Source organism: Agrobacterium sp. 22-3639C2 (assembly GCF_053522105.1).
Genome location: NZ_JBNWDB010000008.1, coordinates 162435 through 183921, shown reverse-complemented (window position 1 = coordinate 183921; position 21487 = coordinate 162435). Strand labels below are relative to the sequence as shown.

The following is a 21487-nucleotide window of genomic DNA, read 5'->3' as shown; positions in this document are numbered from 1 at the left end:
AATGATCACGAGCAGCATTTCTGGGACCGACCAGCAGTTTCAAAACGCCACGCAGCCAAAAGAGCTCGATCCTGATGCTGTTCCTGTAAGCAGGCTTGATTCTGAAGGCCATGAAATTTTTGCTGAATGGCGACCTAAGCGCCCGTTCCTTCGGAGGGAGGACGGCGTCTTTTTGGTTCTCCGCGCGGATGATATCTTTCTGCTGGGCACCGATCCTCGTACGAGGCAAATAGAAACAGAACTCATGTTAAATCGAGGCGTAACCCGCGGCGCCGTTTTCGACTTAATCCGCTACAGCATGCTCTTTTCAAACGGCGAGGTCCATGTGAAACGGCGCTCAGCCTTTGCGAAGACCTTTGCATTCCGGATGATCGACGCGCTACGCCCGGAGATCACGAAGTTAACGGAGCATTTGTGGGACGATGTACCGAGAGTTGACGATTTTGACTTTGCTGAAATGTACGCGTCGAAATTGCCTGCGCTAACGATTGCCAGTGTACTTGGTTTGCCATTTGGGGATGCACCTTTCTTCACACGACTTGTTTACAACGTTTCGCGCTGCTTAAGTCCTTCGTGGGGAGAAGACGATTTTCCGGAGATTGAGGCTTCTGCCGTCGAGCTCCAGGATTATGTCCGGGCAGTGGTAGCGGATCGCAGCCGACGTATAAGCGATGACTTCCTCTCTTGCTACTTGAAAGCGGTGCGGGAAGAAGGAACGCTTTCACCCATCGAGGAGATCATGCAATTGGTGTTTCTCATACTCGCCGGAAGCGATGCAACTCGTAACGCGATGGTGATGCTGCCGACTCTTTTGCTGCAAAATCCTGTTGTCTGGTCCTCTCTATGCCACGATCAATCCGGCGTCGCGGCCGCAGTGGAGGAAGGGCTTCGCTTCGAGCCATCAGTTGGGTCTTTCCCGCGGTTGGCGCTCGAAGATATTGATCTGGATGGGTACGTATTGCCAAAGGGAAGTTTCCTAGCCCTAAGCATCATGTCCGGCCTGCGGGACGAGAGACACTACGAGCATCCTCAGCTTTTTGACATAAAACGCAAACAAATGCGCAGGCACCTCGGATTTGGCGCGGGTGTGCATCGGTGCCTCGGCGAAGCTCTGGCGCGGATTGAATTGCAAGAAGGACTTAGAACACTTCTGCGCCGCGCGCCGAGCCTTAGGGTGACAGGCGACTGGCCACGGATGATAGGTCACGGGGGTGCACGGCGCGCCACGGGGATGACAGTCAATCTGGGCGTCGATCGGTGAGGTCACCGTTCCGTTCGGTTGACGGAGATGACGTTGAGTATCACAGCCAGGATTAAATGAACCGGGAGAACTCCCAATGCAATTGGCACCAGTGGATCGCGTAACCACAATCGACGACCTTACACTTGATCCCTATCCGATTTATCGCCGAATGCGCGCGCAGACCCCGGTGGTGCGGGTCGCCTCAGTGATGCGAACGTTTCTGACCAAGGCCTCCGATACGAAGATGGTGAAGGATCAGCCCAGGCGCTTCAGTTCGGATGACCCCAACACGCCAATGAAGCCGGCCTTCCAGGCCCATACTCTAATGCGCAAGGACGGCGCGGAACACGCCCGCGAAAGAATGGCCATGGCTAAGGCCTTTGCTCCCAAAACGACCGCGGAGCATTGGGCGGCGATCTATCGGGACATTGTAAACGAGTATCTTGATCGCCTATCCCGCGGCAGCACAGTAGATCTGTTCGCGGAGATCTGCGGCCCGGTGGCTGCCCGTATCCTGGCTCATATCCTTGGAATTAGCGAAGCATCCGACGCAGAAATGATACGTTGGTCGCAGCGGCTAATTGAAGGGGCGGGCAACTTCGGATGGCGGCCTGAGCCTTTCGAGCGGGCAAACGAAGCCAATGCGGAGATGAACCGGCTCTTCGACAACTTGGTCGAAAAGCACCGGGCGGAACCGAACCCCTCGGCTTTCGCGATCATGGTGACCGCGTCTGATCCCATACCCATGAGCCAGATTTACGCCAACATCAAAATCGCCGTCGGCGGAGGCATCAACGAGCCTCGCGACGCTCTTGGCACGATCATCTATGGATTGCTGACCAATCCGGAGCAGTTCGAGGAGGTTAAGAGGCAGCAGTGCTGGGGGCAAGTCTTCGAGGAGGGCGTGCGCTGGGTTGCTCCGATCCAGGCGAGTTCGCGCCTCGTCCTGGAGGACACGGAAATTCGCGGTTTTCTTGTCCCGAAGGGCGATACCGTGATGACCATCCAAGCCTCTGCCAATCGTGATGAAGATGTCTTTGACGACGGAGAGCGCTTCAATGTCTTCCGCCAGAATAATGCGCACCAGTCCTTCGGCTCGGGGCCGCATCACTGTGCCGGTGCGCAAATCTCGCGTCAAACCGTCGGGGCGATCATGTTGCCTACGCTGTTTGAACGTTTTCCGAACATGACGCTGACTAACCCGGACGCGGTGCAATGGCGCGGCTTCGGCTTCCGCGGACCGATTAGTCTACCGGTTACGCTTATATAATCGTAACCACTGTCGCTTGGCATTAAGCCGTAGAAAGGGATCAGAACAAGATTAGTGCGAAATCGTACGTTTGGCCGGGAAAGTGATGATCGAGATGGATATCCGTTCCCAAAACTGAGTCTTAAATAGCATTTCACCCTAAAACTTCTTATTCAGCACAGGCCGCAAACTACGGGAAATATGCACGAATTCGGTTAGACCAGATGAGCGATTTTTGGCGGTAAAGCCGCTAGGTTTTCCTTGCTGAGCCAATATTGGTTTCGAAGGGAAAAGCCATGGAGAAAATAGTTTATGTAGGCCTCGACGTTCATGCTGACACGATAGCTGTCGCCATTGCTGACGACGGTCGGAATCGAGAGATCCGATTTCACGGTGTGATTGAAAATACTGCAGATAGTGTTCTAGGTCTCACCAAGCGGCTTGTTGCCGCAAACACCCAACCCATCTTCTGCTATGAAGCAGGCCCATGCGGATACGGTCTGCATCGCTTGCTCACGAAGCTTGGATTTGATTGTGCTGTCGTCTCTCCGGCCATGATCCCTCGTCGTGCAGGCGACCGGATCAAAACCGATCGACGCGATGCGGAAATGCTGGCGCGGCTGTGGCGAGCAGGCGAATTGACCCCGGTCTGGACACCGGATGAAGAACAGGAAGCTATGCGGGATCTGATCCGAACCCGCAAACAGTCCCTGGATGCGCTGAAGATTGCAAAACAGCAGCTCCAGAGCTTTCTGCTGCGGCATGGCCTTCGCTACAATCGACCTACTTACTGGACCAAAATCCATTGGCGCTGGGTCAATGAGCTGCGCAAATTCCGCTTTCCACATCAGCAACTGGCTTTTGAGGAACTGAAGCGAACCATCCGCCAGATCGAAGAGCGCATCGCCACGTTGGATCAGGCCATTAAAGATGCTGTAAAGGATTGGCGTTTTGATGCACTGGTCGATGCCCTGCGATCATTGCGCGGCGTCAACACGATCATCGCTGCGACACTGGCCGCAGAGATCGGCGACATCAACCGCTTCGACAATCCACGCCAGCTCATGGCCTGGTTGGGGCTGGTGCCAAGTGAGCATTCCAGCGGCAGGACAGTCAGACGGGGGCGCATTACAAAGACAGGTAATGCCCTGGCCCGAACCATGATGGTTGAAGCTAGTTGTCGTATCGACACCCACCTCGAGAAAGACATCCTTTTTTGAAGCGCAGTCAGCATCAGCCTCAAGAGATTAAAGATATTGGCTGGAAAGCGCAGACGCGATTGTGCAAGCGGTACCGGGACCTTTCAAAAACCGGGAAACCACAACCTCGTGTTCTGACCGCTATTGCGCGCGAACTTGCTGGCTTTATCTGGGATATTGCCCGGCACGTGCCGATCCCAGCATAGCCCGAGACGTACCGCACCTTTCTGCCTGTGCAGCATGCTGGAGATGACGGCCAAAGAACAGGGAACCCTCGACTTACGTTGGGATAGATATCCGTCCTTAGAGAGAGGCAAGCCCGCATCGAATATGGTCAGGCGGTGAAAATCCGCGGATGAGAGTATGATAACCATCGGTTCGGATCGCCATCTCCAGCACCGTGCACAGGCTGCATCAATTGACTGACCTCGCGAAAACGGGGTAGTTTAAATGCGCCCGGAAAACCTAAATCGCTTATGAGAGCGTACGATTTCGCACTAATCTTGTTCTGCCCCCAGGAATGCGACCGTTTCGACGTGGTTCGGTATCTTATTCGAGAATCGAAATGTAAAGATTCTCTTTATAATCAGTCAGCCTGCAGCATGTGCGTTAGGAGAAAAATCATGCTATAGTCTGATTAATATTACTCTATAAGATCGACCATAAGCTATTTTCTTATATCATTCCGCCTGTGGCAATCGGAATCGCTTGGCGCTTAAACGTGAGGGTGACCATCTACGGCGCTAAGACACTACTCCAGCTTTGGTTTCGGAAAATGACTACTTCAACATCGTGCATTTTCACCAGGTCAATTGAATCACAGGTTGTTAATTGCAAAAGTAATACAATAAAAATTGAGGCTCTCTCTTTATCACAGTAGGTTCCGACCGATTGAGAGAAAGAAGGAGCATGCACGATGGAGCCCAGCCAACGAAGCTTAAGTGATGAATCCGAAGCGTCCCGTACGGAAGTCCATTCTACATCGACAAATAGGGATATGCCTCCCGAGCTTTTGGCTAAGGTGGCAACTTATATTCCTACCCAGGACCCGGTAGAAACGGCACGAAATCTTGGAAGCCTGGAACGTACAGGGCGTGCAGGTCGTGAAGCCGTTACAAGTGATCCCGTCGGAAAATATCACGCGCGAATGAAACGAATTGGCGCCTCCGCCAAAACCGTGTTCGATACGGTCATTCCCGGAAATCAATTACCTGAGTGGGAGACGAACCGACCCTCTCCGACGGCCAGAACGCGAGCCGTTGGCCCAATTCTTAAGTTCCAGTCTGAAGCGGGAAAATCGAGATTTGTCACCAATATACTCAATTTGCCTGAATCTGCTCAGTGCGACGCAATTCTTAGTGTCATAAAACACTTGAATGATCTTGGTGAAGCAAACAAGACGCGACTTATCGAACGCTCTATCGAAATTTTGCGGCTAGAACCCCCTTTGACCTGGAATATGGGCCAGAAATGCCCTGCGGTCGACGTGCTGGTCCAAGGCGAAAAGTACCTAAATGCGGATCAACTGGCTCGCATACAACAAGAGAGGAGCAGCCGTCCGCGACTGTCTCCCCTGTTTGGCCGAGCCATAGCCGATTTCGAGGTTCAAAAAACCATGGACGCAAATCCTAGACGATATAGGGACGCGGCGGGGCCTGAGGTCAGAGCTGTAGACACAGTAATTGAGACAATTGAGAGATATAGTGCGTCGTTAGCAAGAGGCGGTCCAAATGCAGTGGGACTCCTAACGACGAACGAAAGCTTTGAGAAAAATATCAATGAGGTCTACAACCGTACGCGAGCCGAGCTAGACGCTTCTTCACGTGACAGAAGTCGCTCTGGACTATCGCGATAATTTCCTGGATCCACCGCGCTGTTGTAAGTTGACACATCGCATCGTCTTGCCGCTGACGGGACTTTTGGGGACGTCTTTAGTTGAACCGCCCCATGACGCGAATGCTGTTTGATCCCGTATCACTTCCCTCACAAATTCTGAAGGGACATCAGGTCTCGAATGTACGGCCCCATTTGTTTCAAATGAAGCTTTCGCCGGCGTTTCTGAAATCCTTCTGAAAACGTCCGACCCTACGTTCGTCTGTAGGGGCCGTGTCAACCGGACGTGATAGGGATGGTAGACGCAGCGGTTTTTCCGGTTTCACGCTGCGGCCTAAAACGCCTAGGTTAGAAAGCATTACCTATCCGGCCCCACCCCTCTGGTTGCGATCTGGTGCAACACGGTGATGCAACGTCGACTGCACTGAACTAAAAAATGCAAAGGGATATCAATTGAGCCGATCTTCCCTGAGTGCAGCCTTTGGAAAAGAGGACGGTTTCGGAGCCTTGTCCATGCGCGGAAATAAACAGGCGAATACGGGGCCTGAAAATTCTCAAAGTGGCGATAGTGCAACGGCGCGGCCCGCCTCCGGGGTTGCGTTTTGCTGTCCGTGAACTGCAATGTCTCGAAGCACCGGAGCGCGTGCGAATGAGCGCGTGGATCACCTCATGGCGCTCGGAGCTTCAGGGGAATCCGCCGCCCTCAACACTTCATACCAAACAGAAACATGGAGATGCCGAAAACGCCATCCTAGTGGAATCATCGTCCGCGCTGAGAGATTGCTTCTCATCAAGCAGACGGGGCGACTGCAAGGCAGGGCTTGCTAGGCGACTGACTCCTCATCTCAAAGCTCAACGTAACAGCAATTCCATAGTATCGGAATGGCTTACCTTCTTTTAGTCAATCTAAATAGGATCACCTATGAAACTTATGCTACCGACCCTGTTTGGGATACTTTTGGCTACGGCTGCAAACGCTGCCAATGATAGTCATGTACTAGCAACCTTTCCCGAGATTGCGCTTGCACTGACTACCGGCAAGCCAGTGGACGTTATGGTCGATTTAAGTTTGTGTACTCCGGGGACCGACGATACACCGCCGACGAAGACGCGCGGAGGCATTCGCATAGATGGGTATAGAATCACTTCTGACGGCACCCTCGCTTTTGCGGATCAGCACTTTACGATTGATCGTGACGGTAAGCCTATTCTTCAGTTTCTTCGCTACCAAATCCGGTTGGACGGTGACGCCGAACTGACTATGGTCGTATTCAACATGCCAAGCTACGAGAGAAAAGGTACCAGCTTGGCCTACAAGTGCGCGATCAGTCACGGGTTGAGTTTCTTCGCTCCATAGTGATCTCTGACTCCTGTGTGACGCCAATCAGAGTTGGCTTAATCTGCCCGGCGAGGCAATTTGCAGGTGGTGGTTCGAGTTATGAAAAAGGTACTCGTCATAGCGCAAGCGCTCGTTTTAAAATAAAGGCGCTGGCCATGCGATTGATCTTGGCTGAGCGGGCGCCGATCGCCTTGGCGGTATCGCGCCAGGTTGCGGTCATGGTCGCGACCTCTTTGATTATCGCGCGGGCCTGCGGCAGCGTGAGAGCGCGAAAAACTCCGACGCGGCTTCCAGCAGATCGAGCGAGCAGGTGCCCTCGTCGAGATGGATGTTCGCCGTCAGCTCCCGAGCCTTCAGATCGGTCGGAACGGGTTTGAGGTCGTATGCCGGCGAGAGCGACCAGTCCGCCTTTCCCAGTCACAGGAAACCGTGATTGCGCAGGTGATCGTCGACATTGGAAATCAGCACATGGAAGACGACACGCCGATAGAGGACATGGGCGTCCGTCTTACCTTGGGCGCCGTGTTTAGCAAGGGCATCGACGATCTCCGGAGAGCTGCCGCGCTCGCCGCCCATCGTCGCCATCGTCGACAGGAACGGGGTGCGGATCGCCCCTTCGCGATCGAAGCGTCGCGACAACATGACGGCCTTGCCGGCGAGGTCGATCAACTCGTGCCGAGGAGTGGCGATACCTGCCTGGCCGGCCAGCCGCAGCGCGATCTCTTCCCAGCTCTCCATGCTGTAGTCGTTGGTCTCCTTCGGGAATTTCGCGATTGAGAGTCGACCATGTTGGTCGATGACCGAGGCCTTCGGGCAGGCATCGCCAAGGGAGGAGCCTGGGGCAAAGATGAGCTGCAGGCCTTCATCTTAGCGGCATAATTGCGGGTGATAGCAATGAAAGCTCAATTCATGAGGTTTCTTTCCGCATCCTTCAACGAATCCCTGCCTCGACGAGGGTGCAATCTCAAATGTATCGTGAAAGCGGTTCGGCCGACCAGGCCCAAGTGGTAGAGCCGGAGCCATATTGGAGGCTGATCTACGAAGGGAGAAAAGCAGCAGACTGGCATCCCACAAGGCTCTCTCGGCGTTGGATGCAATGCCGAACGAAAAACTCATTTTCCGCCTGAATTGCTCGCCGAATTCGCGACGCACTTGCCATTCGGCAATCCATTGGAAACGGCAGATAATCTCACGAATTTTTCAGCTCGCAAGTCGCCAAGTGCGGGTGCGGTTTAGGGTAAGCGCGCAATACCCCGCACCTTTTTCCGTTGAATGAGCTGAGGCATTTGGTGTCCACCTAAAATGAGGTGGACGCCAAATCATGGAAGATGATCAGAAACTGCGTGTGAGGCTTATAGGCCGGAACGGGCGACGTCGTTTTGATCCGGTATCGAAGGAGCGGCTTGTCGCAGCCTGCCTTGAGCCGGGGGCATCGGTATCGAGACTTGCGCTCGAACATGGGGTCAATGCCAACCTCCTTTGGAAATGGATAGGCAAGTGAGTACTGACCGGCCCAATGCGCTTCGGACCGAGGAAGCTAAGCGCTTGAGCACCGAACGTCCGGTTTAAATGCGCAAAAAATGTCGCCAAGGTTGTACTCATGATCCGGACGCCAAGGTTTCTTGGATAGCAGGTCGCATATTTCGCATGAATCTTGCGATCAGAGCGGATGTTCATCGGACTTCTTTTGGGGTATTGGCATTTTGCCCTGGTCGTTGACACTATCGCCACCCCGTGTCAGCGATACGCCCTGTCACCAACTTAACCTTTGGTGACAGGGCTAATATTCAATAGATCCCCCGACCCTCAATTAGTTTGGCTAAATAGAGCACAAGCTGCGCTTGGCGGCTGGCCATCAGTTCTTTTGAACGTTTTCGAACGGCGCCTGCTCAAAATTGCGAGCTTCGATCAGCGCTTCAATAATCGCAATAGTCAGGCGCATGGTACAATAATCGGTGCTCCATCGATGACCTTCGGATGTCGAGCGCAGCAAATCCAGTCCCTGGCCGACACAATCTCCTCGGCCCGATTAATCGCCCATTCCATAAAGGTTTTTGAACCTGATCGTTTTTCCCGATAACCACAACTATCCGTGTTGCCTCCGCATTTCTAGGACGGGAAGAAAAACAAGCAGTTAAGGCGCAGCGCGTCGTCCGCTGCATGCCGGGTAACGCTATTGCTCTAAGATCACGCAGCACCAGTTCCACACCTTGCTGCTTTCAGCGAAGGCACCGGTCCGCGACGCACAACCGACCTCATCTAGCTTTAGATCAAACAATATCAGATGCACCAACCTGCCATTGTAAAAATAGGGTTCCTCTTCGTTGCTAATTGCGTTCGCGTTTCTTGTAAGGAGATGGAGCCGCTGGCCGATAGCGGCGCGAACAGTTTCTGCAATCCGACTGGGGACCTATTGACGTATCGTGGGAACATGAGTGCCAGCCGTCCAAGACAGCCCGTTCATGAATGATGCGAGGGGCGAGCGCGGCAGAATGGCCAGCCCCGCTCAAAGATGTTTTCAGCCAGCTGTTCAACACGGTTACGACGAACCGATCCTGTGCAGCACGCCTTTATAGCGAGCTCCTGAGCTTGAAAAGCGATCTGGATGACTCGTATCGATCCGTTCTCTTTCGAGCAGTGAATCCGGTAGCCGTCGCAAAACACTACTGAGCAAGCGAGCGTGGAACCGGAAAGTCTAATACTTTGCTTGTGTAACTTTCTACCAAGGTACTAAACGGCGTGCCGTCAGGAAGTTTCAGCACAGCACGATGTTCGAGCAGGAATGGCGGCAGGGTAGGAGATCCCCTTCCAGACGCAATCAAGCCGTCCATGTCCCAGCCTTCTGATAGAGGAGACCAGAGTAACTTGGCAGATAGATTGGTGCGTGTGAAATTGAGAGCCAGAACGGCTCTGCCAAACGCGATATCGCTGGTATTCAATGCCTGATTCATCTCGGCCGTTAATCTTGCCGGCACATACCAATTGTCGGCCTCGGACAAGACGCGGTCGCCGCAGACTAGGCGAACGCGGCGATAAGCGATCGGCTCGTCGGGTCCGACGGTCAGTAGTTCACGGATATGATCATCGGCCGGCTTGGCTTGCCCGCGCACACGCTGAGCTAGGATCTTGGAACCTTCCGGTGCGAGCTTGTGCCCGGCGCACCAGCGGTCAAGGGTCAACGTAGCACTGGCGTTACTCAGGAGATTGGCATTCAAGGTCTGGAGAACCGCAAGCGCTTCCACTTGAGATGCCGGCGTGTTCAACCACTGAGACCCTATAGACGGTTCTTGCGCAATTGCGATCTGGGTGCCCAGCACGATGGAGGCCGCTGCAAGTGCGGCGATTCGAAAGCATTTCGAAGGGCATAATGACACGGAGAATGAAATCCTTTGTGGAGCAAATTTGATGGGCGAACCCTGCGGTCAAATTGCGTTGATTTTGGGAGGCGAGCGCGCGTTGTCAGCATATATGATACCGGCAGCAAGATCTGGCCTGCGCCTTGGGCGCACCGTATACCGGTCAGGTTCCCGATTGACTTTCTTACCATCTTTTGATGTTCCTGCCGCGCAGGTTCGCACCTGTTGAAGCCTAGGTGCCCGAGCCGTTCTTTGCTTGCGTCACATCGATGTTGTCCATGATATCCTCCGTCCACTCGCCGACCTATAGTTGGAATTTGCAGGTGTTGACGAGTGAGATACCACGTTGGTTTTCGTCCAGCGTGGCGACAATTTTCATCATGGCACTTGGAAATCCAATGGACTTGGGTTTCAAACCAGGAGCGCGGCGGCTGGTTGGATTTCTCCCAAATCTATCGAATCGTTATTCTCACTTGCGAGTCAGCGCTCTTGGTCTTCCCCCTCGCGCGTTGCAAGATGCTCGTATAGCTGGATCGGATAAAATAGTTCGCAACCGAACGCAAAATCCAAGAGCAGTTGCTCGAAAAAGGACCTCTTCGTCGAAGTCGGGCGCTGCTGCCGGTCGGGCGATAGTTGTAGATCAGGCAGGGATACGCCGTCGATAGTTGCCAATCGCAGATGCGAGTAGCCCAGGCGCTTATCTGATTTCTTTTGGTGCCCCATGTCATCGTACTCCTTATGTAAGCTTACCGACGATATGTGCAGTCCATCAGCAGTATAATGATTACAGGAGACCAAAGATTGGTTTCAAATGTAACCGAATAAGCCTGCTGTACGTAATGGCAATCGGTCGATATCAGTCGGCACAGCCACTCGTCTTGCTGAGATGCAATGTCGACGTGTAACCAAAATGACTTTGATGGAAGTCGACTTTGAAGCCTGACCGACGCCGGCTAATCGAAATCTGCAACTGCTGGAACTCGGAAGCGGCCAAATCCCTCGAGGACCGAGCGCCGGCCGAGGTGCTTCGAAAGAAATCACTTATTCAAATAAGATGTGCGAATAGCTTTGGCGCGCCGCATGTCGCGCTTGGAGGTGACGCCGACCGATGCTGCGCCGCCGATGGCCATCCAACGCGCAGGTCAAATGATGAAGCGGCGAATCACCGAATTCGCGTCAGCGTGACCGGGCAAACAGGCTGTCCTGCGCCATCTTCTGGCCACTGAGGAAAATCGCGCTCCTGCGAGAGCGCATGTTCAAGATATTCATTAGCTATGGCCTCTATGAGCTCTACGTGCCGCCCTGCATCAATATTTGGCAACTGGCTGATTGCGAGATCGTGTTTGCGCGCAAAACGAATTGCGCAGCGATATCCGTCGATATCTTCCAAAATCGGTCGAGCGGCAGGGTAGTTCCAGAGTTCCGCCAACTCCTCCAACAACGAGGGGCGATCTTCCCGGATGGCAAACATTTCCGCAACGCGTTGCTTGGCTCGGGTGAGAAAGGCGTCCGAATCCCCAAGACGTAGCCGCTTGACATGCCATTGAAAACCCGATCTCCAAAACGGACTTTTAGCCATGCAATTGAGAAGCGAAATCGACCCGCCCTCGAGAATAAGACCCTCTTCGGACTTCCGCCAATCCACTTCGAATATGAGTCGACGATGGGCACTCTCAGCGTCAAGGATGCCCTCGGTGAGGGGGCGGGAATCCAAATATATTCTCCGCGTTGATTGCAATTCCGATTCCAAAGGTCTTCCGCTACCTGTCGCGATTTGAGGACAGCATTGCACACGATCAAGGGCAACCACCGGCCACCCGGTTTCTTGTGCGATTTGGATCGCCATGTCCGTTTTGCCGCTGCAAGTCGGTCCGTAGATGAGATGGAGTAACATGTGCGCCTCATATAAATTTAATGGGATATCCCATCTGTTCCAAACCAGATTTTTCAATTCGGATTATGATGTTTTACTGCATGATTTTTACCAGCTTTACGCAATCTGCTGAACTAATATCGCGCTACATTTGTAATCGTACATTTTTGACGTTGCCGGCTCATTCGGCCATGAGAGTTTCCATCCCGTTGTCCTCCTGAACAATTGAGGAGTTTGGCCCCGACACCTGCTTATGGTGAATGCAGCGGACCCCGTTAACGCAACGTCGAAAAGCGGATAGGCGATTTGAGTAGGGAAGCCACATCGGCCGCGCGGTATGCTCCGTCAGCACCTGACAGTTCGTGTTGCAGCTTTGCTTGGTCACTGAAACGAAAAATGCCGCTGAAGAATATTTAACGGATATGCACACGAAAAAGCCGGTTGGGTCTCATATGCGCTGACGTCCTGGCTTCGTTTCGAAGCCGACAGCCTCTAAGGTGGTACGAACACAGACCTAATATCCGCTAGTGTCCGCGGCAGCCGCCACGGCAGTTCTCGCTGCGCATAGCATAGCAACTTGCCCTGTCGACGCATGATCAGCCATATTGTTAATGTCGACGATTTCATTTTTCTCGGTGCAAACGGCGACATCCCGACCATATCGATCCTACCAGCCACCGCGCGGAGTCAAAGAACACCTCGGCAACCGGAAACATCCATTGGAATGCCGAGGCTGTGTTTCATTTGAAACACACTGAGTCGACGTTTGTTGCTTCAAACCCATTTACAAACCCTACTGTGCGGCCTAAGGGCCACCGGGGTGGGACTGAGCGCTGGTACGAGGACGTAAGTGCGGATGAATGGAAGGTATTCACCGTCTCGGCAAGATTTCAAGACAGGCGCCAAGCCTTGGTCTATCCTGGCCTTGGTAGTTGCTGCAATGATTTTTGCCTTGATGGCGATTACGTCTTGGCAGGACAATGAAACCAATCGGGCGATCCTGACCCAATTGCGAGCTATTAACATCGACAGTGCTTCGCTGCAGCGGGATGTACTCCGCGCGGAAGCGGGTGTGGTGGCGAACTACCGGCCCATTATCTCCAGGTTGGGAGCTTTGCGGAAGAACCTGGAAAATTTGAAGCGACTATTTAAACAATCTCATCTTGTGATCGGCAATGATTTCTCTCAACTGCTCGACAAGCTAAAGGTGTCCGTGGATACGACCGACGCGGCCGTTGCAGCCTTCGGAGCGCAAAACGTGCTCCTGCAAGATTCGCTTGCCAGCTTCACTCGCGCGCTTAGTATTCTTCCCAAAATGTCGTCGACGGATCAGACGGTCGAAAATTCGAACGAATTGGGCAGCCTGATGCTGCAGTTTGTGCGTCAGCCAAGCCCAACACTCTCGTTGGAGATCAGTCACGAACTCGACATGCTCCAAAAAGCTAGCGGTGGGGCTGAAGTTCCTATCCGTATACTTGCACGCGAGGGTCGCGTCATCTTGTCGCTTTTGCCCCGTGTGAACGATGCCGTAAACATGATTCAGACCTCCGACACCGCTGAAATTGCCGAAAGATTGGAGCGCAAGTGTTTGGAGGCCTATAGCTTGCAAAGCGTGAGGGAGCAGCGGGCACGGATCTTCTTGGGTTCCGTTTCGGTGGGCCTTTGCATCTACATCATCTCACTGGTCTATAGGCTGCGTCGGAAAACGGCTTGGTTAACGCGGCGTTTGGATTACGAAGAGGTAATCAAAGAGATTGGGGTTTGTTTCGAGGGGCGAGGGGCCACAGCGTCGTCCCTCAATTCGTCCGCGCAAGCTGCGCTTGGAATTATTCAACGCTTCTTTAATGCGGAATCGTGTGCACTAGCATTGGTGGACCATGGTGACAGGTGGGCTGTCGAAAGTTTCGCTGCGAAGCTGCCTGAGCCCGTCTGGGAGGACCTCGCGCTACGCGAGATGGTTTCTCTTGCCAGAGCGGATGAGCGTGCGTCAGTATTCCGCATCATGTCGACGCGAAAGGTCAGCTGCCTTCCTCCGGAGACTCCGGGCGTTTCTATGCTGCTGGCACACAAATCTACGGATCAACTGATAGCGATTTGTTCCCTCGGTTACCAGGGCTATCGTCTGAAATCTTGTCCAGGCGAAGTTCAGCTTCTTGAACTCGCCACCGCCTGCCTCTGCCACTATATCGATGTTCGGCGTAAGCAGACCGAATGCGATATTCTGGAGAGGCGATTAGAGCATGCGGAACGTCTTCAGGCAGTTGGTACACTTGCTGGTGGAATAGCGCATGAGTTCAACAACATTTTGGGAGCAATCCTCGGGTACGCTGAAATGGCGCAAAACATGCTGCGTCGGTCATCTGTCACCCGAAGACACATTGACCAAATTATTTCGTCGGGTGACAGAGCCAGGCTCATTATCGATCAGATCTTGACTCTAAGTCGAAAACTAGAACGCGTGACAAAGCCGTTCAGTGTCTCCGAACTCGTAATGGAAATTGCTCCCTTATTGCGTGTTGCATTGCAGCGCAACATCGAGCTGAAGTTCAAGTTTGACGACAAGAAGAGCGTAGTCGAAGGAAGCCCGCTAGAGGTTCAGCAGATGCTGATGAATCTTTGCAAGAACGCTTCCCAGGCGTTTACCGCCGATGGTCAAATCGACATCATCGTTAGCCGAATTTTTGTATCTCGACAGAAAGTACTGGCGCATGGTGTTATGCCAGCTGGCGACTATGTTCTTCTTTCTGTCAGCGACGACGGTGAAGGCATTGCCGAAACTGTGCTCCCCCACATTTTTGAGCCTTTCTTTACAACACGCTCTTGCAGCGGCGGCACGGGTCTAGGTCTTGCTGCCGTGCACGGTCATGTCAGCGCGCTTGCAGGATATATTGACGTTACTTCAGCCGTAGGGCGAGGGACGCGCTTCGACATTTATCTACCTCCTTCCTCGAAGAAGCCCGTCAGCCCGGACGCGTTTTTTGGGCCCTGTAAAACACCGCGAGGCAACGGAGAAATTGTGGCATTGATTGAGCCAGATCCTGTCTTGCGGGAGGTGTACGAAGACAAGATCGCCGCTCTGGGCTATGAGCCGGTGGGCTTTAAGACATGTGCAGACCTTTGCAATTGGATATCAAAAGGCAAGCAAGCCGATCTGGTTCTAGTTGACCAATCGTCTCTTCCCGAGAATCAGAGTGCTACTGCTTTGCACGCAGCCTTCAAGACGGCGTCCATCATCATTGGAGGAAGTGATCTTAAAATGTCACTTTCCAGCGATGACATGACGTCCGCGCTTTTTCTGCCCAAACCTATATCCTCCAGGACGATGGCCTACGCGATTCGTACCAAGATCAAAGCCTAGAGTTGAGGATGTTTTTCAGGAGACTCGACCAGGGTAATCAGCACGTCTGTTCGGCGCGCCTATAGCTATGGTTTCTCGCAATCGCTTTGGGCAGTCGGTTGTGGCGGTGCGTCTTCTGAGACCCGAAGGTTGGCGATTATCTGCTGGAGGTCTTCGATACCGTCTTCGAAGAACAAGACATATGTTCGCTGAGCTCGGACATAGGATAGTCGGCATAGGCGGATACCCTCGCCACGCAAATGGCGCGATCGACACCCTGATCGGAGCCTGCGAAGTGCCACAGTTTATTGAAACCATCCCCCGTTCATTCCGCCCTGGAATTTCACTTCGACGGCATTCTAGATCCTCGCCGTTGTCTTAGAGAGCCATCTTTCGTCGCCGCACCCTTAAGTGCATGGAAAGCCGTTTTCGCTTCAAATGAAATCGAAAAGAAGAAAACAAAAATCCTAGAGTAACCGACCCTCCCGATAATCGTGAACATCAGATGACAGCATTTCTTCCGACCGAAGTGGCTGTGTTGGTTATGAGCTTGGGGAGATGGGGAATGTTGAAGGCAACAGGGCCGCTGTCGATTATCTTACTGGCCTCCACGTGCCCGTCGAGCGGTGCTGCCCCACTTTCATTTGCTGAGTTCAATAATTTTGCACGCGAATGCGCTCCATCCGTTGCTCCATCTACGCTTGCAGCGATCGCTCAGGTCGAAAGTCGCTTTGATCCGCTTGCTGTGCATGACAATACCACCGGCGAAACGCTTCACTGGCAGAACCAGGCTCAAGCAACGCAAGTCGTGATGGACCGTCTCGAAGCACGGCATTCGCTGGATGTTGGGCTCATGCAGATCAATTCCCGGAATTTTTCCGTGCTCGGTCTGACACCTGACGGAGCCCTTCAACCTTGCACGTCATTATCTGTCGCCGCAAACTTGCTTGGGAGCCGCTACGCTGGCGGCAACACGGCTGACGACGAGCAATTGTCGCTTCGTCGGGCAATCTCCGCCTATAACACCGGTGATTTTACGCACGGCTTCGCGAACGGCTACGTGCGAAAAGTTGAAACGGCCGCTCAACAGCTCGTCCCCCCGTTAACCGCGCGTCCAAAAGATGATCGTGAGAAGCCGGGATCCGAGGAAACATGGGATGTTTGGGGGGCATATAAGCGTCGTTCCCCGGAGGGCGGATCTGGCGGATCATCCGGTCCGCCTCCGCCGCCAGACGAGGACAACCGCAAATCCGAAGACGACGATCAACTCTTGTTCGACTTAAATCAAGGAGGTCCGCAATAATGCGATGCTTTGAAAGATACCGTGTACATCTGAATCGCCTCTCGCTCTCGAACGCGGTGATGCGCATGGTATCCGGCTATGCGCCGAGCGTGGTCGGTGCAATGGGGTGGAGCATTTTCTCCTCTGGGCCGGCCGCGGCCCAATCTGCAGGTGGCGGCACTGACCCAGCCACAATGGTTAACAACATATGCACGTTTATCCTTGGTCCGTTCGGCCAGTCACTCGCTGTTCTTGGCATCGTGGCCATCGGAATCTCCTGGATGTTCGGTCGCGCTTCACTCGGTCTCGTTGCCGGCGTCGTCGGCGGCATTGTCATCATGTTTGGAGCCAGCTTCCTGGGCAAAACGCTGACTGGAGGTGGCTAATGAATGATCGTCTGGAAGAAGCAACCCTTTACTTGGCGGCGACACGGCCCGCATTGTTTCTTGGCGTGCCGCTGACGTTGGCGGGGCTACTCGTGATGTTTGCCGGCTTTGTCATCGTCATCGTTCAGAACCCGCTGTACGAAGTCGTTCTCGTGCCCTTGTGGTTCGGAGCGCGGCTTGTGGTGGAACGAGACTATAACGCGGCCAGCGTCGTTCTTCTTTTTTTGCAGACGGCGGGAAGGAGCGTTGATGGTCTGATTTGGGGCGGCGCAAGCGTTAGCCCAAATCCAATCAAGGTTCCCGCGCGAGGGAGAGGAATGGCGTAATGCTCGGAGCAAGTGGCACAACCGAAAGGTCTGGCGAGGTCTATCTACCCTACGTCGGGCACCTCAGCGACCAGATTGTCCTTCTAGAAGATGGATCGATCATGACGATGGCGCACGTAAGTGGCATGGCCTTCGAACTCGAAGATGCCGAAATGCGCAATGCACGTTGCCGTGCATTTAATACGCTCTTGCGCAATATCGCTGATGATCATGTGTCAATATATGCTCACCTCGTACGTCATGACGATGTGCCGCCGTCACCCGCGCGACATTTCCGCAGCGCTTTTTCCGCCAGTCTGAGCGAAGCTTTTGAGGAGCGCGTTCTCTCCGGCAAACTCCTTCGCAATGACCACTTCCTTACGCTGATCGTGTCTCCCCGGGCCGCGCTTGGCAAAGTGAGGAGAAGGTTCACCAAACGCTACAGACAAAAAGAAAACGATCTCACAGCTCAAACCAGGAACCTGGAAGATCTCTGGCATCTTGTCGCTGGCGCTCTCGAAGCGTACGGCCTGCGTCGTCTTGGTATTCGTGAGAAGCAAGATGTGCTTTTTACGGAGGTTGGAGAAGCTCTGCGGCTGATAATGACTGGTCGATTCACGCCGGTTCCCGTCGTTAGCGGTTCGCTCGGCGCCTCGATCTATACCGACCGAGTTATTTGCGGCAAGCGGGGACTCGAGATCCGAACACCAAAAGATAGTTATGTGGGATCTATTTACTCGTTTCGCGAATACCCCGCAACGACGCGACCGGGTATGCTCAACGTGCTACTGTCTCTCGATTTTCCGCTTGTTCTGACGCAGAGCTTCTCGTTTCTGACTCGCTCGCAAGCCCACTCGAAGCTCAGCCTCAAGTCCAGCCAAATGTTGAGTTCTGGCGACAAAGCCGTCACCCAAATCAGCAGATTATCCGAGGCGGAGGACGCACTAGCGAGCAACGAATTCGTTATGGGGGCGCATCATTTGAGTCTTTGCATATATGCAAATGATCTCAATAGTCTTGCAGATAGAGGTGCCCGCGCCCGGACGCGATTGGCGGATGCGGGAGCTGTTGTTGTCCAAGAGGGCATCGGCATGGAGGCGGCTTATTGGTCGCAGCTGCCAGGCAACTATAAGTGGCGCACGCGTCCGGGAGCGATCACATCGCGCAACTTCGCTGGTTTAGTCTCATTCGAGAATTTTCCCGAGGGATCCGGCTCAGGTCACTGGGGCAACGCGATTGCGCGCTTTCGTACCAATGGTGGAACCCCTTTCGACTACATCCCGCACGAGCACGATGTCGGCATGACGGCGATATTCGGTCCCATCGGGAGGGGTAAAACGACGCTCATGACCTTTATCCTCGCGATGCTCGAGCAGAGCATGGTCGACCGCGCGGGTGCGGTTGTCCTCTTCGACAAGGACCGCGGCAGTGAGCTGCTGGTTCGCGCCACCGGGGGAACATATTTGGCGCTCCGTAGAGGAGCGCCGAGCGGATTGGCGCCATTGCGTGGCCTGGAAAATACAGCGGCTTCACATGATTTTCTGCGCGAATGGATCGTGGCGCTCATTGAGAGCGATGGCCGTGGAGGAATATCCCCCGAGGAAAATCGCCGTCTGGTGCGGGGTATCCATCGGCAGCTCTCGTTTGATCCCCACATGCGCTCAATCGCGGGGTTACGCGAATTTTTGTTGCATGGACCCGCCGAAGGGGCGGGAGCGAGACTCCAACGCTGGTGCCGTGGCAATGCACTAGGCTGGGCGTTCGACGGCGAGCTCGACGAAGTAAAGTTGGATCCTTCGATTACTGGTTTCGACATGACGCATCTTCTCGAATATGAGGAAGTATGCGCTGCCGCCGCAGCATATCTTCTGCACCGCATTGGAGCCATGGTTGACGGCCGTCGGTTTGTGATGAGTTGCGATGAGTTTCGCGCCTATTTGCTAAATCCTAAATTTGCGGCGGTCGTCGACAAGTTCCTGCTTACTGTCCGCAAAAACAATGGGATGCTGATACTGGCAACGCAGCAACCTGAGCATGTCCTGGAATCGCAGCTAGGCGCCAGTCTCGTCGCGCAATGTATGACGAAGATTTTCTATCCTTCACCCACGGCAGATCGATCGGCTTACATCGATGGACTGAAATGTACTGAAAAGGAATTTCAGGCGATCCGTGAAGACATGGCAGTAGGTAGCCGGAAGTTTCTGCTTAAACGAGAAAGCGGAAGCGTCGTCTGCGAATTCGATCTGCGGGAAATGCGCGAATATGTCGCCGTACTTTCGGGGCGCGCCAACACGGTGCGCTTCGCGGATCAGCTTCGCAAAGTACAGGGGGACAACCCATCAGCCTGGCTCAGCGAATTTATGGCTCGTTACCACGAGGCAAAAGATTGATCAAAGGTGGGGAACTATGAAGATCATGCAACTTGTTGCTGCGGCCATGGCCGTCAGCCTTCTTTCGGTCGGGCCCGCGCGGGCGCAGTTCGTTGTCAGCGATCCGGCGACGGAAGCTGAGACGCTGGCGACGGCGCTCGAGACTGCGGCAAATCTCGAACAGACCATAACGATGGTGGCGATGTTAACCTCGGCTTATGGCGTCACCGGCCTACTAACTTCGCTCAACCAAAAAAATCAGTATCCCTCGACCAGGGACTTGGACACGGAAATGTTTTCGCCGCGAATGCCAATGTCGACCACGGCACGTGCGATCACCACCGATACAGATCGCGCCGTAGTTGGTGGCGACGCTGAAGCGGATCTGTTGCGATCGCAGATCACCGGTTCCGCAAATAGCGCGGGCATTGCGGCTGACAACCTGGAGACGATGGACAAACGCTTAACAGCGAATGCCGAGACCTCGACACAGCTTTCTCGCTCTCGCAATATCATGCAGGCAACCGTTACCAACGGTTTGCTTCTCAAGCAGATCCATGACGCAATGATTCAAAATGTACAGGCGACCAGCTTGTTAACGATGACCACCGCGCAGGCTGGCCTTCATGAGGCGGAAGAGGCGGCCGCTCAACGTAAGGAGCATCAAAAGACTGCGGTCATCTTTGGGGCCGTCCCCTGAGACTGGGCGACTTATTCGTGCCGCCCATCTGCACATTTCAGGATGCGAGTTCATTGTATCCGACATTCTGCGACAAGCCAGTCAAGGTCAGGTCCAAACGATGAATTTCACGATCCCGGCGCCGTTTACGGCCATTCATACGATCTTCGATCTAGCCTTTACGACAAGCCTGGACACAATGCTTGGGACGATCCAAGAGGCGGTGAGCGCGCCATTGGTCGCCTGCGTCACTCTTTGGATTATCGTTCAGGGTATTCTGGTCATGCGTGGCGAAATCGACACGCGCGGCGGTATCACTCGGGTGATCACGGTCACCGTCGTTGTTGCCCTTGTCGTCGGGCAGGCCAACTACCACGACTATGTGGTTTCAGTCTTTGAAGAGACGATTCCAAACTTTATTCAGCAGTTTAGTGGCAGCGGCCTGCCTCTGCAGACCATTCCCGCTCAGCTCGATACAATGTTCGCCCTAACCCAGGCTGCATTTCAGAGAATTGCATCTGAAATCGGCCCGATGAATGACCAGGACATCCTTGCTTTCCAGGGGGCTCAGTGGGTCTTTTATGGCACGCTCTGGTCTGCCTTCGGAATCTACGACGCCGTCGGAATTCTCACGAAAGTGCTTCTGGCGATCGGCCCTTTGATCCTCACGGGATATATCTTTGATCGCACGCGCGACATCGCGGCAAAGTGGATCGGGCAACTTATCACCTATGGTCTCCTACTTCTCCTGCTAAACCTCGTGGCGACAATAGTCATCCTAACCGAAGCGACTGCACTCACGCTTATGCTTGGTGTAATCACCCTTGCCGGTACGACCGCGGCCAAGATCATTGGTCTTTACGAACTCGACATGTTCTTTCTGACTGGTGACGCACTCATTGTCGCTTTGCCGGCAATCGCCGGCAACATCGGAGGCAGTTATTGGAGCGGCGCGACCCAATCTGCCAACAGCTTGTACCGTCGCTTCGCTCAGGTCGAGCGTCGTTAGGTCCCGCAAAAAATTCACGTCGGTGGAG

14 protein-coding genes and 3 pseudogenes are annotated in these 21487 nt (G+C 53.8%); 13 read left to right on the top strand and 4 right to left on the bottom strand.

Annotated features, from left to right (window positions below; all coding sequences use genetic code 11):
• The first annotated feature begins 1 nt into the window (after nt 1).
• From ACQZ6D_RS27000 to ACQZ6D_RS26980, 5 genes and pseudogenes are all read left to right on the top strand, one after another.
• Nucleotides 2–1261, top strand: coding sequence for a cytochrome P450 (locus tag ACQZ6D_RS27000; RefSeq protein ID WP_010974908.1), 1260 nt, complete (start codon nt 2–4; stop codon nt 1259–1261).
• Nucleotides 1262–1337: 76 nt separating this feature from the next.
• A complete protein-coding gene (locus ACQZ6D_RS26995) occupies nt 1338–2513 on the top strand; it encodes a cytochrome P450 (protein ID WP_010974909.1) in 1176 nt (391 codons plus the stop codon).
• A gap of 275 nt (nt 2514–2788) precedes the next feature.
• Nucleotides 2789–3897: pseudogene (locus tag ACQZ6D_RS26990) on the top strand (IS110 family RNA-guided transposase).
• Between the two features lie 710 nt (nt 3898–4607).
• Nucleotides 4608–5546 carry a hypothetical protein gene (locus tag ACQZ6D_RS26985; RefSeq protein ID WP_010891511.1) on the top strand — a complete coding sequence of 313 codons (939 nt, stop codon included), beginning with the start codon at nt 4608–4610 and terminating at the stop codon, nt 5544–5546.
• A gap of 900 nt (nt 5547–6446) precedes the next feature.
• Nucleotides 6447–6881, top strand: coding sequence for a VirK family protein (locus tag ACQZ6D_RS26980; protein WP_010891509.1), 435 nt, complete (start codon nt 6447–6449; stop codon nt 6879–6881).
• Between the two features lie 97 nt (nt 6882–6978).
• Here the strand turns inward: ACQZ6D_RS26980 and ACQZ6D_RS26975 are convergent.
• A pseudogene (locus ACQZ6D_RS26975) lies at nt 6979–7730 on the bottom strand (type II toxin-antitoxin system HipA family toxin); the annotation flags it as partial.
• Nucleotides 7731–8184: 454 nt separating this feature from the next.
• Here ACQZ6D_RS26975 and ACQZ6D_RS26970 point away from each other — a divergent pair.
• Nucleotides 8185–8361: pseudogene (locus ACQZ6D_RS26970) on the top strand (transposase); the annotation flags it as partial.
• A gap of 1165 nt (nt 8362–9526) precedes the next feature.
• On the opposite strand, the gene ACQZ6D_RS26965 reads toward ACQZ6D_RS26970, so the two are convergent.
• The 3 genes from ACQZ6D_RS26965 to tzs form a co-directional block, all read right to left on the bottom strand.
• Entirely contained in the window at nt 9527–10237 is a 711-nt protein-coding gene (locus tag ACQZ6D_RS26965) for a hypothetical protein (RefSeq protein WP_045023280.1), read from the bottom strand.
• Between the two features lie 462 nt (nt 10238–10699).
• Entirely contained in the window at nt 10700–10942 is a 243-nt protein-coding gene (locus tag ACQZ6D_RS26960; protein ID WP_045023278.1) for a hypothetical protein, read from the bottom strand.
• Between the two features lie 439 nt (nt 10943–11381).
• Nucleotides 11382–12113 (bottom strand): (dimethylallyl)adenosine tRNA methylthiotransferase, encoded by a 732-nt coding sequence (tzs, locus tag ACQZ6D_RS26955; RefSeq protein WP_010974913.1) that lies wholly within the window; start codon nt 12111–12113, stop codon nt 11382–11384.
• Nucleotides 12114–12948: 835 nt separating this feature from the next.
• Between tzs and virA the strand changes: the two genes are divergently transcribed.
• The 7 genes from virA (at nt 12949) to ACQZ6D_RS26920 (ending at nt 21459) form a co-directional block, all read left to right on the top strand.
• Nucleotides 12949–15450 (top strand): two-component system sensor kinase VirA, encoded by a 2502-nt coding sequence (gene virA, locus ACQZ6D_RS26950; protein WP_045231713.1) that lies wholly within the window; start codon nt 12949–12951, stop codon nt 15448–15450.
• 544 nt (nt 15451–15994) lie between these two features.
• The gene (locus ACQZ6D_RS26945) at nt 15995–16732 is read left to right on the top strand and encodes a type IV secretion system lytic transglycosylase VirB1 (protein WP_045231712.1); all 738 of its coding nucleotides are present in this window, start codon (nt 15995–15997) and stop codon (nt 16730–16732) included.
• Nucleotides 16732–17097 carry a pilin major subunit VirB2 gene (gene virB2, locus ACQZ6D_RS26940; RefSeq protein WP_010891502.1) on the top strand — a complete coding sequence of 122 codons (366 nt, stop codon included), beginning with the start codon at nt 16732–16734 and terminating at the stop codon, nt 17095–17097. Before ACQZ6D_RS26945 ends, virB2 begins: the two co-directional genes overlap by 1 nt.
• The gene (locus ACQZ6D_RS26935) at nt 17097–17423 is read left to right on the top strand and encodes a type IV secretion system protein VirB3 (RefSeq protein WP_010891501.1); all 327 of its coding nucleotides are present in this window, start codon (nt 17097–17099) and stop codon (nt 17421–17423) included. Before virB2 ends, ACQZ6D_RS26935 begins: the two co-directional genes overlap by 1 nt.
• On the top strand, nt 17423–19792 hold the full coding sequence (virB4, locus tag ACQZ6D_RS26930; protein WP_045231711.1) for a type IV secretion/conjugal transfer ATPase VirB4: 2370 nt from the start codon (nt 17423–17425) through the stop codon (nt 19790–19792). Before ACQZ6D_RS26935 ends, virB4 begins: the two co-directional genes overlap by 1 nt.
• A 16-nt stretch (nt 19793–19808) precedes the next feature.
• The gene (virB5, locus tag ACQZ6D_RS26925; RefSeq protein WP_010891499.1) at nt 19809–20471 is read left to right on the top strand and encodes a pilin minor subunit VirB5; all 663 of its coding nucleotides are present in this window, start codon (nt 19809–19811) and stop codon (nt 20469–20471) included.
• Nucleotides 20472–20571: 100 nt separating this feature from the next.
• Nucleotides 20572–21459: a type IV secretion system protein gene (locus tag ACQZ6D_RS26920; RefSeq protein WP_010891498.1), complete on the top strand. Its 888-nt coding sequence runs from the start codon at nt 20572–20574 to the stop codon at nt 21457–21459.
• Nucleotides 21460–21487 lie beyond the last annotated feature (28 nt).

What these genes read in the sequence shown, in the direction of transcription:
- ACQZ6D_RS26980 (WP_010891509.1), top strand. Translation starts at nt 6,447, where the DNA reads ATGAAACTTATGCTACCGACCCTGTTTGGGATACTTTTGGCTACGGCT.
- ACQZ6D_RS26985 (WP_010891511.1), top strand. Translation starts at nt 4,608, where the DNA reads ATGGAGCCCAGCCAACGAAGCTTAAGTGATGAATCCGAAGCGTCCCGT.
- ACQZ6D_RS26945 (WP_045231712.1), top strand. Translation starts at nt 15,995, where the DNA reads ATGTTGAAGGCAACAGGGCCGCTGTCGATTATCTTACTGGCCTCCACG.
- ACQZ6D_RS27000 (WP_010974908.1), top strand. Translation starts at nt 2, where the DNA reads ATGATCACGAGCAGCATTTCTGGGACCGACCAGCAGTTTCAAAACGCC.
- virA (WP_045231713.1), top strand. Translation starts at nt 12,949, where the DNA reads ATGAATGGAAGGTATTCACCGTCTCGGCAAGATTTCAAGACAGGCGCC.
- tzs (WP_010974913.1), bottom strand. Translation starts at nt 12,113, where the DNA reads ATGTTACTCCATCTCATCTACGGACCGACTTGCAGCGGCAAAACGGAC.
- virB4 (WP_045231711.1), top strand. Translation starts at nt 17,423, where the DNA reads ATGCTCGGAGCAAGTGGCACAACCGAAAGGTCTGGCGAGGTCTATCTA.
- ACQZ6D_RS26920 (WP_010891498.1), top strand. Translation starts at nt 20,572, where the DNA reads ATGAATTTCACGATCCCGGCGCCGTTTACGGCCATTCATACGATCTTC.
- virB5 (WP_010891499.1), top strand. Translation starts at nt 19,809, where the DNA reads ATGAAGATCATGCAACTTGTTGCTGCGGCCATGGCCGTCAGCCTTCTT.
- ACQZ6D_RS26935 (WP_010891501.1), top strand. Translation starts at nt 17,097, where the DNA reads ATGAATGATCGTCTGGAAGAAGCAACCCTTTACTTGGCGGCGACACGG.
- ACQZ6D_RS26960 (WP_045023278.1), bottom strand. Translation starts at nt 10,942, where the DNA reads ATGGGGCACCAAAAGAAATCAGATAAGCGCCTGGGCTACTCGCATCTG.
- virB2 (WP_010891502.1), top strand. Translation starts at nt 16,732, where the DNA reads ATGCGATGCTTTGAAAGATACCGTGTACATCTGAATCGCCTCTCGCTC.
- ACQZ6D_RS26995 (WP_010974909.1), top strand. Translation starts at nt 1,338, where the DNA reads ATGCAATTGGCACCAGTGGATCGCGTAACCACAATCGACGACCTTACA.